General features: G+C 69.7%; 10 protein-coding genes and 2 riboswitches. Of the genes, 6 read left to right on the top strand and 4 right to left on the bottom strand.

From position 1 onward, the window contains the following. Window positions 1–444: 444 nt before the first annotated feature. From ACZ5C2_RS20640 to gcvT, 4 genes are all read right to left on the bottom strand, one after another. Complete coding sequence (locus ACZ5C2_RS20640; protein ID WP_468793009.1) at window positions 445–1,812, bottom strand: L-serine ammonia-lyase; 1,368 nt, start codon at window positions 1,810–1,812, stop codon at window positions 445–447. A 161-nt stretch (window positions 1,813–1,973) separates the two neighbouring features. Further along, window positions 1,974–3,233 carry a serine hydroxymethyltransferase gene (gene glyA / locus ACZ5C2_RS20635; protein ID WP_468793006.1) on the bottom strand — a complete coding sequence of 420 codons (1,260 nt, stop codon included), beginning with the start codon at window positions 3,231–3,233 and terminating at the stop codon, window positions 1,974–1,976. A 15-nt stretch (window positions 3,234–3,248) separates the two neighbouring features. Beyond that, complete coding sequence (gcvH, locus tag ACZ5C2_RS20630; protein ID WP_468793003.1) at window positions 3,249–3,626, bottom strand: glycine cleavage system protein GcvH; 378 nt, start codon at window positions 3,624–3,626, stop codon at window positions 3,249–3,251. Between the two features lie 147 nt (window positions 3,627–3,773). After that, entirely contained in the window at window positions 3,774–4,892 is a 1,119-nt protein-coding gene (gene gcvT, locus ACZ5C2_RS20625) for a glycine cleavage system aminomethyltransferase GcvT (RefSeq protein ID WP_468793000.1), read from the bottom strand. A 40-nt stretch (window positions 4,893–4,932) separates the two neighbouring features. Beyond that, window positions 4,933–5,056: riboswitch (glycine riboswitch) on the bottom strand. Next, window positions 5,057–5,157: riboswitch (glycine riboswitch) on the bottom strand. 221 nt (window positions 5,158–5,378) lie between these two features. On the opposite strand from gcvT, the gene ACZ5C2_RS20620 reads away from it, so the two are divergent. From ACZ5C2_RS20620 to ACZ5C2_RS20595, 6 genes are all read left to right on the top strand, one after another. Beyond that, window positions 5,379–6,038: an AAA family ATPase gene (locus ACZ5C2_RS20620; RefSeq protein ID WP_468792998.1), complete on the top strand. Its 660-nt coding sequence runs from the start codon at window positions 5,379–5,381 to the stop codon at window positions 6,036–6,038. A gap of 53 nt (window positions 6,039–6,091) precedes the next feature. Next, entirely contained in the window at window positions 6,092–6,871 is a 780-nt protein-coding gene (locus ACZ5C2_RS20615) for an enhanced serine sensitivity protein SseB (RefSeq protein WP_468792995.1), read from the top strand. Window positions 6,872–7,240: 369 nt separating this feature from the next. After that, a complete protein-coding gene (locus ACZ5C2_RS20610; RefSeq protein ID WP_468793147.1) occupies window positions 7,241–7,990 on the top strand; it encodes an enhanced serine sensitivity protein SseB C-terminal domain-containing protein in 750 nt (249 codons plus the stop codon). 429 nt (window positions 7,991–8,419) lie between these two features. Further along, window positions 8,420–10,090 carry an ABC transporter substrate-binding protein gene (locus ACZ5C2_RS20605; protein ID WP_468792992.1) on the top strand — a complete coding sequence of 557 codons (1,671 nt, stop codon included), beginning with the start codon at window positions 8,420–8,422 and terminating at the stop codon, window positions 10,088–10,090. Window positions 10,091–10,200: 110 nt separating this feature from the next. Further along, on the top strand, window positions 10,201–11,205 hold the full coding sequence (locus tag ACZ5C2_RS20600) for an ABC transporter permease (RefSeq protein WP_468792990.1): 1,005 nt from the start codon (window positions 10,201–10,203) through the stop codon (window positions 11,203–11,205). Continuing rightward, on the top strand, window positions 11,205–12,167 hold the full coding sequence (locus tag ACZ5C2_RS20595) for an ABC transporter permease (protein WP_468792987.1): 963 nt from the start codon (window positions 11,205–11,207) through the stop codon (window positions 12,165–12,167). Before ACZ5C2_RS20600 ends, ACZ5C2_RS20595 begins: the two co-directional genes overlap by 1 nt. Window position 12,168 lies beyond the last annotated feature (1 nt).

Below are 12,168 nucleotides of genomic sequence, written 5' to 3'. Positions count from 1 at the left end.
CGCCGCCCCCACCCCGCCCCGGCGCCGAGGAACCGACCGCTTCCCCGGCGGGGAGCGGTCCTGCCGGAGACGCACCGGCAGGGGAACGCCCCAGCCGTCGTCCCTCGCGGTGACCGCCGTTTCCACGAACCTCCGGTGGGCCGCGTGGCCGCCGCCCGCTGGCCCCGGGCCAATGGCCCGCGGCAATCGGCCGGCGCATCCGGCGAGGCGCCGCCGGTGTGGGCGGTGACGGGATGCCGGCGCAGCGACGCCCGGGAAAGATCGTCGAGGGGGAGGAGAATCCCGCCCACCGGCCTTTTGATGGCGGCGCCCGCCGTCGTCGACCGGCTCCCCGAGGGCTGCGGAGTGCTGTTCCTCAGCTCCCCCTCCTCCCACCTCCTCCCACCGAGGTCTGGCGCCATGAGGAGCACAGCTCTCACGAGGAGCAGAAGGGCGCGGCCCTCCTCAGCACTCGATGATGTTGACCGCCAGCCCGCCCCGCGCCGTCTCCTTGTACTTGACCGACATGTCGGCGCCGGTCTCCTTCATTGTCTTGATGACTTTGTCCAGGGACACCTTGTGGGAGCCGTCGCCGCGCATCGCCATCCGGGCCGCCGTGACCGCCTTCACCGCGGCCATCCCGTTGCGCTCGATGCACGGGATCTGGACGAGGCCGCCGACCGGGTCGCAGGTCAGGCCGAGGTTGTGCTCCATGCCGATCTCGGCGGCGTTCTCCACCTGCTCCGGGCTGCCGCCCAGTACCTCCGCCAGCGCGCCCGCCGCCATCGAGCAGGCCGAGCCGACCTCGCCCTGGCAGCCGACCTCGGCGCCGGAGATGGAGGCGTTCTCCTTGAAGAGCATGCCGATCGCGCCGGCCGCCAGCAGGAAGCGGACCACGCCCTCCTCGTCGGCGCCGGGGACGAAGTTCACGTAGTAGTGCAGGACCGCCGGGATGATCCCCGCCGCGCCGTTCGTCGGCGCCGTGACGACCCGGCCGCCGGCCGCGTTCTCCTCGTTCACGGCCATCGCGTAGAGGGTGATCCACTCCATGGCCAGGGCCTGCGGGTCGCCCTCGGAGCGCAGCTTGCGGGCGGTGTTCGCGGCGCGGCGGCGCACCTTCAGGCCACCCGGCAGGATGCCCTCACGGGACATGCCCCGGTCCACGCACGTCCGCATCACGCGCCAGATCTCCAGCAGGCCCTCGCGGATCTCTTCCTCGGTCCGCCAGGCGCGCTCGTTCTCGAGCATCAGGGCGGAGATGGACAAGCCGGTCTCCTCGGCGAGGCGCAGCAGCTCGTCGCCCGTGCGGAAGGGGTACTTGAGGACCGTGTCGTCGAGCACGATGCGGTCCGCGCCCACCGCCTCCTCGTCGACGACGAATCCGCCGCCCACCGAGTAGTACGTCTTCGACAGCAGCTCCGCCCCGGAGGCGCCGTACGCCCACAGCGTCATGCCGTTGGCGTGGTACGGCAGTGCCTTGCGGCGGTGCAGCACCATGTCGTCGTCGTAGGTGAACGCGATCTCGTGGTCGCCGAGCAGACGGAGCCGGCCACCGTCCTTGATCTTCTCCACCCGTTCGTCGGCCGACTCCACGTCCACCGTGCGCGGTGAGTCGCCCTCCAGGCCCAGCAGCACCGCCTTGGGCGTGCCGTGGCCGTGGCCGGTGGCGCCCAGGGAGCCGTACAGCTCGGCCCGCACCGAGGCGACGGAGTCCAGCAGGTCCTCGTTGCGCAGCCGCCGGGCGAACATCCGGGCCGCCCGCATCGGGCCGACCGTGTGCGAGCTGGACGGGCCGATGCCGATCGAGAACAGATCGAAGACCGAGATGGCCACGGGGGGACTCCTAAGGGTTCGGCGGACGACGCTGTCCACCGGGGAGGGGGTGGTTCAGAGGTGAGCGGAAACGTTCATGCGGTTCATGGCGTGGGGCATCGCGCCCACCGACCCAGTGTGCGCGATGCCCCGGACGTCCGTACCAAGAAAAGCGTACGAAATTACGTCAGACCGGGGTACAGCGGGTGCTTCCCGGCGAGGGCCGTCACCCGGGCCCGGAGCGCGTCGACGTCGTAGGACGGCTTCAGCGTCTCGGCGATCACGTCCGCGACCTCGGTGAAGTCCTCGGTCGTGAAACCGCGGGTGGCCAGGGCGGGCGTGCCGATGCGCAGACCCGAGGTGACCATCGGCGGGCGGGGGTCGTTCGGGATCGCGTTGCGGTTGACGGTGATGCCGACCTCGTGGAGACGGTCCTCGGCCTGCTGGCCGTCCAGCTCGGAGTTCCGCAGGTCCACCAGGACCAGGTGCACGTCCGTACCGCCGGACAGCACGTCCACGCCCACGGCCCTGACGTCGTCCTTGACCAGGCGCTCGGCCAGGATGCGGGCGCCCTCCAGGGTGCGGCGCTGGCGCTCCTTGAACTCCTCGGTGGCGCACACCTTGAACGCGACCGCCTTGGCGGCGACCACGTGCTCCAGCGGGCCGCCCTGCTGACCGGGGAAGACGGCCGAGTTGATCTTCTTGGCCAGTTCGGCCGTGGAGAGGATCACCCCGCCGCGCGGACCGCCGAGGGTCTTGTGCGTGGTGGTCGTCACGACATGGGCGTGCGGGACCGGGTTCGGGTGCAGGCCCGCGGCCACCAGACCGGCGAAGTGCGCCATGTCGACCATGAGGTACGCGCCGACCTCGTCCGCGATCCGGCGGAACGCGGCGAAGTCCAGCTGACGCGGGTACGCCGACCAGCCGGCCACGATCAGCTTCGGTTTGTTCTCCTTGGCCAGCCGCTCGACCTCGGCCATGTCGACCTGGCCGTCGTCGCCGACGTGGTAGGCCACCACGTTGTAGAGCTTGCCGGAGAAGTTGATCTTCATGCCGTGGGTCAGGTGCCCGCCGTGCGCGAGGTTCAGACCCATGATCGTGTCACCGGGCTTGAGCAGCGCGAACATCGCGGCGGCGTTGGCCTGCGCACCCGAGTGCGGCTGCACGTTGGCGTGCTCGGCTCCGAAGAGCTCCTTGACCCGGTCGATCGCGATCTGCTCGATCACGTCGACGTGCTCGCAGCCGCCGTAGTAGCGGCGGCCGGGGTAGCCCTCGGCGTACTTGTTGGTGAGGACCGAGCCCTGGGCCTCCATGACCGCGACCGGGGCGAAGTTCTCCGAGGCGATCATCTCGAGGGTGGACTGCTGGCGGTGCAGCTCGGCGTCGACCGCGGCGGCCACCGCCGGGTCGAGCTCGTGCAGGGGCGTGTTCAGAACGGACATGCGGCTACAGACTCCTCAGCCGGCGATTTCGGCGTCGTACTCGGCGGCGGTCAGCAGGTCGGCCGGCTCGTCGGTGACGCGCACCTTGAACAGCCAACCACCCTCGAAGGGGGCGGAGTTCACCAGCGACGGGTCGTTCACGACATCCTCGTTGACCTCGGTGATCTCACCGCTGACCGGGGAGTACAGGTCGCTGACCGACTTGGTCGACTCCAGTTCGCCGCAGGTCTCGCCCGCGGTCACGCTGTCACCGACCTCGGGGAGCTGGACGAAGACCACGTCGCCGAGCGCGTTGGCCGCGTGCTCCGTGATACCGACCGTCGACACGCCGTCCTCGGCGGCCGTCAGCCACTCGTGCTCCTTGCTGTAACGCAGCTGCGTGGGGTTGCTCATGGCCTGAATTCTCCTGTACGGGGGACGGGGGATGGCTGAAGGGACTGCGGGCGACGCGGGTGGGTGGGGGACGACGCGCCCACCTCACGCGCGAAAGACGAAAAGAAGCGAGGACGCGAGGACGCGAGGAACCGTCCTACGACGGTGTCACTTCTGCCGCTTGTAGAACGGCAGCGCCACGACCTCGTAGGGCTCGTGGCTGCCCCGGATGTCCACGCCGACGCCCTCGGTGCCGGGCGCCGCGTGCGCCGGGTCGACGTACGCCATCGCGATCGGCTTGCCCAGCGTGGGGGAGGGGGCACCGGAGGTGACCTCGCCGACCACCTCGCCGCCGGCCACCACCGCGTACCCGGCGCGCGGCACCCGGCGGCCCTCGGCGACCAGGCCGACCAGGACACGGGGCGGCTCGGCGGCGGCGCGCTCGGCGGCCTGGGCCAGGGCGGCGCGGCCCACGAAGTCGCCCTCCTTCTCGAACTTCACCACCCGGCCAAAACCGGCGTCGAAGGGCGTCAGGGAGGTGCTCAGCTCGTTCCCGTACAGCGGCATGCCCGCCTCCAGGCGCAGCGTGTCCCGGCAGGACAGCCCGCACGGCACCAGGCCCGCGCCCTCACCGGCCTTGGTCAGCGCCTGCCACAGCTCGACCGCGTGCTCCGGCTTCACGAACAGCTCGAAGCCGTCCTCGCCGGTGTAACCGGTGCGGGCGACGAGTGCGGGGACACCGGCGACCGTGCCCGGCAGACCGGCGTAGTACTTCAGGCCGTCCAGGTCGGCGTCGGTGAGCGAAGCGAGGATGGCCTGGGACTCGGGGCCCTGCACGGCGAGCAGCGCGTACGCGTCGCGGTCGTCGCGGATCTCGGCATCGAAGCCGGCCGAGCGCTCGAGGAGGGCGTCGAGCACCGTCTGGGCGTTGGAGGCGTTGGCGACGACCATGTACTCCGACTCACCGAGCCGGTAGACGATCAGGTCGTCCAGGATGCCGCCGTCCTCGCGGCAGATCATGGTGTAGCGGGCGCGGCCGGGCTTGACGCCACTGATGTTGCCGACGAGGGCGTGGTCGAGGAGTGCGGCGGCGGCCGGGCCGGTGACCGCGATCTCGCCCATGTGCGAGAGGTCGAAGAGGCCGGCCTTCGTGCGTACGGCGTTGTGCTCGTCGCGCTCGGAGCCGTAGCGCAGGGGCATGTCCCAGCCGGCGAAGTCGGTCATCGTCGCGCCGAGCGAGCGATGCAGGGCATCGAGCGCGGTCCGGCGAGGTTCGGTACTGCTCATCGGTCGGTCTCCCAAAGACGATGGGGGAAGGCGAGGGCGTTCCTCCCCATCTGTCATCGGAACCTGAGAGGTTCGCCATGACCGCCCGCACGGGGAGGATCATGGTTTGCACCTTGGGTGGAGCCACTGGAGCACGGCTGCAGCGGCCCGCTTTTCAGATGTGCCTCGCCCGCGCGGTAACGGGGCCTGAGAGATTCAAGGGAGGGACTTGCTCCTTCGGCGCCCCGGCGGCAAACGGTGCCGGGGACTCTCCCGCGCGGATTCAAACGGCCGGTATGCAGTTGGCGCGCTCATCATTGCACGCATCGCGAGGGCGCGGCAGGGGGACCCTTCCCTGGGATGCACAGGTTGTACGGGCACGGTCACAGGGAGCTGTGACAGGCCTGTTTCAGGAAAGGCACGGAAACGAGAGGCACCTGGCATTACTTTCTCTTTACGCTCAGCGGGGACCCGGACTCGTGCCGGCCCCAGGGGAGGACCATCACGGTGAACAGGACCACGGCGTGCGCCACCACCACGGGCGTCGCGCTGCCCCCGCAGTCGGCCGCGCGGGCCCGCGGGGCGCTGCCGGCGCCCGTCGTCCGCGACCTGCGCGAGCGGGGCGGCCGCAGCCCACGCGCGCTGCTCTTCGGGCCCCGCGACCTCGTCGTGGTCACCGGACTGCCCGGCAGCGGCAAGTCCACACTGATGCGCCGCGCGGTGCGCGGTGCCCGCGTCGACTCCCAGGACAGCCGTGACCGCTGGGACCACCGCATGCCCCGCTTCCTCCCCTACGCCGTCTACCGCCCCCTGGTCCGCCTCGCCCACTACGCCGGTCTGCGCCGGTCGCTGCGCGCCGGTGGGGCGGTCGTCGTCCACGACTGCGGTACGCAGGCATGGGTGCGGCGCTGGCTCGCCCGCGAGGCCCGCCGCCGGGGGGCGAGCCTGCACCTGCTGCTGCTCGACGTCACCCCGCAGCAGGCCCTGGCCGGGCAGCGCGAGCGCGGACGCGGCGTCTCCCGGTACGCGTTCGGGCGCCACCGCGCGGCGAGCGACAGGCTGTTGCGCGCGGTGGAGCGCGGCCGGCTGCCCGCGGGCTGTGGTTCGGCGGTGCTGATCGACCGGGACGCGGCGAACGCGCTGCGCAGGATCGGCTTCGCGGACTGACCGGATAACCTTGCCGACCACAGCAGTGGTTCCAGGCAGGCGGTAGGCGAACGATGGACTTCCCGGCGGGTTTCCCGGCCCAGACGCACCCCCATCCGCACGGCGGATGGCCCGGCAACGAGCTGGAGGAGGTGCTTTCCGCGTCCCTCGGCGTTCCGTCGGCGGGCGCCAGGATCATGGAGGTGCTGGGCCGCAGCTTCGTCTGGGTCCCGCTGCCCAGCGGCGGCGGCCCGCACAGTGGCCCGCTGGACCTGCCCACCATGGAACTCGACGGGCAGGCCTACGTCCCCGTGTTCAGCTCCGAGGAACAGTTCCGCCAGGTCGTCGGCTCCCACCTGTCGTACACCATCGCGCCCGCCGTGGAGTTCGCCCGCGGTCTGCCACCGCAGGCCGGGATCGCGGTGAACCCCGGTGGCGTGGTCTCCGTCCCGCTGCCGCCGGCCGCCGTGGCCGAACTGTGCCGGGCCGGACACGGGCCGCTGGACGGCCCGGCGAGCGGCGGCCGGGTCCGGCTGTTCCAGCCCGACTGGCAGGACGACCCGGTTGACTTCCTGGCCGCGGCCTCGGAGGAGTTCGAGGCCATCGGCGTGGTGACGACCGCCCGCCGCTGCCTCGCCGCGATCGAGACGGCGGACCCGGTCCTCTTCGTCGGCGTGGAACTGGCCCACTGGGAGGGCGACGCCCGCACCCTCCCCCTGGACGCCCTGGGCCGGGCCCTGGGCCGCATGCCGGCCCCTTGGCCGGTCAACCTGATCGTCCTGGACATCGCCCAGGACCTGGTGGCCGACTGGATGCGCACCCACGTCAACCCCTTTTACCAGCGTCAGCGGTAACCCCCAGGTGCGCGGCGCTGAACCGACCCACGGCTCCGCCGCGCGGCCGCGACCAACCCCCCAGGGGCGCGGCGCTGAACCGACCTACGGCTCCGCCGCGCGGCCGCGACCAACCCCCCAGGGGCGCGGGGAACTGCGCGAACAACCCCAACGCACCGGCACCCGCCACACAACGCCACCACCCGAGCTCTCCCGCGCACAGCACACCTGCGGACCACCCGGTCCCGCACCCGGCACCGCACCCGGCACCGCACACCCGACCTCGCCTCACCGCCGGCGGCATAAGCTAGGTTCATCCGCTGGCGAGGTTGTACAAAGGGGCGATACAAAGTGAGCGCTGGCACCGCGGCGGCCGGGCAGGTCGAGCACATGCTGCGCCAGGTGACGCCCGGGCGTTACGACGCCTACGAGGCGTTGCTGCGCGCTCTCGCCACTCCTTCGTCCGGCCAGGTCTGGATGCTGCTGTGGCACGGCCAGGCCGGCTCCCCCGACGCCCAGTACGGGAACATGGAGGTCGACGGCTTCGGCTACGCGCCCTGCGTCACCTCCGCGCAGGAACTGTCGGCCAGCGGCTGGAACAGATCGTACGAGGTGATCGACGGCCTCGAAGCGGCCCGGGCGCTCTTCCCCGACCGCTACGGACTCTGGCTCAATCCGCACGCCCCGGGCGGCGGCGTCGGCATCCCCTGGCTGGACCTGCGCCGGATCGCCGGCGGTCTGGACCGCCAGCCCGCCGGACCGCTGAGGCTCTCCGAACCCGCCATCGAGATCCCGCAGTTCTACGCCCTCCTCGCGCAGAACGCCCACCGCACCCCGGCGGTCCGCGGACTGCGCCGCGCCTGGGTGCAGCCCGCCCTGGGTGCCCCGTACCTCGCCATCGGCCTGGACGTGTACGACGCCTCCCCGCCCGCCGTGGACGCGGTGCGCGCGATGATGCAGCAGTCCCTCGCCGCGGTCCCGGACGGACTGCCCGTGTCGACCGTCGCGATGTCCGACGAGCACGACCCGGTCGCGATGTGGCTGCGGGCCAACGCCCGGCCCTTCTACGACCGCGAGGCGCACGGCGCCGTTCAGCCCCCGGCCTCGGGCTACGGCTACCCGCCCGCGCACCACCGCTGACCGGGCCGTATCCGTGCTACCCCCGGCGCTGCCCACCGGCCGCGCTCCGGCTCGTGCTGACTCAGCGTCACCGTGTCCACCAGGTGGACACGTGGCCGAAGCGGCCCGGACCCCCGGTTCGGCCGGCGGTGATTTCGCGTCAGATTAATGGCCATGCGCGCTCAGCGATCACCCTTTAACCGCCTGTCACCTGCGGTTTCACCCGATCTCCACGTCGCTCGTCGCCCTTCGAACGCCCCCCGGCGGGCCGTCTTCTGTGTCAGAAGGGTTAAATCTCGATGGCGGGGTGCCTGAACCATCCCATATGTCAAGTGTTCAGATCTCAGGTAGGTATCACCGCTATCCGGACTGTTCCTGACTCCCTGCGAACGTAGGTAGTGTTCGGCCGGTCAAGATGCATCCACATAGCGGACCCGGAGTGGCCCCAATATGCGCATACCCAAGTCCCCAGTCGCTCGGGCGATCACGGCCGCGGTGGCGGTCGGTCTGATTGCCACGGGCTGCTCCAGCGAGCGGGACAGTGACAACCAGAGCGGCGGCTCGAAGGACACCTTCGTCTTCGCCGGTGCCGGTGACCCGGGTTCCCTGGACCCTGCCCTCGCGAGCGACGGTGAAACCTTCCGCGTGACGCGGCAGGCGTTCGAGGCCCTGCTCGAGCACGAGTCCGGCGGCACCAAGCTGGTCGGCGGTCTCGCCGAGACCTGGTCGAGCAACGAAAAGGGCACCGTCTGGACCTTCAACCTGCGCAAGGGCGTGAAGTTCCACGACGGCGAGGCGTTCAACGCCGCGGCCGTGTGCGCCAACTACGACCACTGGTTCAACTGGACGGGCACCTACCAGTCCAGCGCGGTCTCGTACTACTGGCAGACCATCATGGGTGGCTTCGCGAAGAACGAGGACAAGGAGGCGCCCGAGGCGAACTACAAGTCCTGCACCGCGAAGGACGACAACACCGCCGTCATCGAGGTCAAGAAGCCCTCCGCCAACCTCCCCGGCGGCTTCTCCCTCAACGCCCTCGCGATCCACTCGCCGAAGGCCATCGAGGCGTACAAGAAGCAGGACGCGTCCGCCAAGGGCGACGCCATCACGTACCCCAAGTACAGCCAGGAGGCCGGCACGGTCGCCGGTACCGGCCCGTACAAGATCACGAAGTGGAACAAGGGCAACAAGGAAGTCTCCCTTGAGCGCTTCGACGACTACTGGGGCGAGAAGGCGAAGATCAAGAACCTGGTCTTCCGCACCATCGACACCGAAGAGGGCCGCCGCCAGGCGCTCCAGGCCGGTGACATCGACGGCTACGACCTCGTCGCCCCGGCCGACATCAAGACCCTCGAGAAGGACGGCTACGTCGTCCCGACCCGTGGTGTCTTCAACCTCTTCTACGTCGGTATGAGCCAGTCGGCGAACCCGGCCCTCAAGAAGAAGGACGTCCGCCAGGCGATCGCGCAGGCGATCGACAAGGAGAACCTGGTCAAGACCCAGCTGCCCGAGGGTGGCAAGGTCGCCGACCAGTTCATGCCGGACACGATCGCGGGCTACTCCAAGAACGTCACCAAGTACCCGTTCGACACCGCCAAGGCCAAGGGCCTCCTCAAGAAGGCCGGTGAGGAGAAGCTCGAGATCGAGTTCTGCTACCCGACCGAGGTCACCCGCCCGTACATGCCTGCCCCGCAGGACCTGTTCGAGCTGATGAAGGCCGACCTGGAGAAGGCCGGCATCACCGTCAAGCCGAAGGCCATGAAGTGGGCCCCGGACTACCTGGACGCCACCGAGGCGGGCTCCTGCGCCCTGCACATGCTCGGCTGGACCGGTGACTTCAACGACGGCTACAACTTCATCGGCACCTGGTTCGCCGGGTTCGACAAGCAGTGGGGCTTCAAGGACAAGAAGGTCTTCGACGCCGTGAACGCGGGCTCGGAGCTGGGCAAGGCCGAGGAGCGCATCGCCGCCTACGAGAAGGCCAACGTGGCCATCATGGACTACCTCCCGGGTGTCCCGATCTCGTCCTCCCCGCCGGCCATCGCCTTCGCCAAGAACGTGAACCCGCCGAACGTCTCCCCGCTGACGCAGGAGGTCTTCGCCGAGGCCTCGTTCAAGTAAGCGCCTGATCGGCAGGAAAACCACAACGGGGGGTTCCGCCCGGCCGCCGCAACTCGGCGGCCGGGCGGGTCCATTCATGTAAGACCTCACGCAAGAAAGGGGCATGCGGGGTGCTGCGTCTCGTCGTACGAAGACTGCTCCAGCTCATACCCACGCTGCTCGGCCTGTCGGTTCTGCTCTTCCTGTGGCTCAACCGGCTCCCCGGTGGACCGGCCTCAGCGATCCTGGGGGAAAAGGCCACCGAAGCCGAAGTGGCGCGCATCAACCGTGCGCTCGGGCTGGACCAGCCCGTACACGTTCAGTACTGGCGCTTCCTGAAGCGCATCTTCGAACTCGACCTGGGGACCTCCACCCAGACCGGACAGCCGGTGTGGGACGAGTTCGTCCTGCGGTTCCCCGCGACCGTGGAGCTGTCCCTGCTGGCGATCCTGATCGCCGTGGCTGTCGGTGTCCCGCTCGGTTACTTCGCCGCTCGCAAGCGTGGTAGCTGGCTCGACCTCAGCGCGGTCTCCGGCTCGCTCGTCGGCATCTGCATCCCGGTCTTCTTCCTGGCCCTGATCCTCAAGCAGATCTTCGCCGTCAACCTCGGCATCTTTCCCAGCTACGGGCGCCTGGACACCGGTATCAACGCCACCGACGTGACCGGCTTCGCCGTCCTGGACGGCATCCTCACCGGTGAGTTCGACGCCTCCTGGAACGCGATCACCCATCTGGTCCTGCCGTCCGTCGCCCTGGCCACCATCCCGCTCGCGGTCATCGTGCGCATGACCCGCGCCAGCGTCCTCGAGGTGCAGGACGAGGACTACGTCCGCACCGCCGAGGCCAAGGGTCTCAAGCGGAGCGTCATCCGAGGCCGGCATGTGCTGCGCAACGCGATGCTCCCCGTGATCACCGCGGTCGGCCTGCTCACCGGCTCCCTGCTGTCCGGCGCGGTCCTGACCGAGTCGGTGTTCTCCTTCGGCGGCATCGGTTCTTTCATCTGGACCGCGATCAACGGCCGTGACTACCCCGTGCTCGTCGGATTCATCATGTTCATCGCGCTGATTTACGTCCTGATCAACTTGCTGGTGGACCTGGCGTACAGCCTCATCGACCCGAGAGTGCGGGTGCACTAATGAGCGTCGCCACCACCAAGACCGACAAGATCCAGCGCCTCGCCGAACTGGCCGCGACCAAGGAGACCAGCACCGGCGCCAGCCTGTGGCGGGAGGCGTTCCGACGCCTCAAGCGCAGCAAGATGGCGATCGTCGGCGCGGTCATCATCGCCCTGTTCATCCTTCTCGCGATCGTCGGCCCGTACATCGCCCCGTACTCCCCGACCGCGCAGACCTGGCGCGACGAGGTCTTCTCCAACCGTGGCGAGTTCGTCGGCATGCGCGGCGAGAACTGGTTCGGGCTGGACCACCTCGGCAGGGACCTGTTCTCCCGCTTCCTGGTCGGCGCCCGCCAGACGCTGCTGGTCGGCGTCGTCGCCACGCTGATCGGCCTGACCATCGGCTTCCTGATCGGCGGCCTGGCCGGCGCCTTCGCCACCCTCGGTGGCGAACGGGGCAGGCGCATCGACTCCGTCATCATGCGGTTCATCGACATCATGCTGGCGATGCCCTCGCTGCTGCTGGCCGTGTCCATCGCCGCCGTCATGGGGCAGTCACTGACCACGGTGATGATCGCCGTGGGTATCGTGCAGATCCCGGTGTTCGCACGGCTGCTGCGCGGCTCCATGCTGGTGCAGGGCGGCGCGGACTACGTGCTCGCCGCCAAGTCCCTGGGCGTGCGCAAGCGGCGCATCGTGGTCTCGCAGATCATCCCCAACTCCCTCAGCCCGGTGATCGTGCAGGCCACGCTCTCCCTGGCCACCGCGATCATCGAGGCCGCCGCGCTGTCCTACCTGGGCCTCGGCAACCCCGACCCGGCCATCCCCGAGTGGGGCGTCATGCTCACCCAGGCGCAGCGCTTCTTCGACAACGCGCCGATGATGGCGGTCTACCCCGCCGTCGGCATCATCATCACCGCCCTCGGCTTCACCCTCCTCGGCGAGGCCATGCGGGAAGCCCTCGACCCGAAGCTGAGGGGCTGAA

Source organism: Streptomyces sp. NPDC031365 (genome assembly GCF_055569765.1).
The sequence above is the reverse complement of the archived record's forward strand: the minus strand, read 5'-3'. Positions and strand labels throughout refer to the sequence as shown.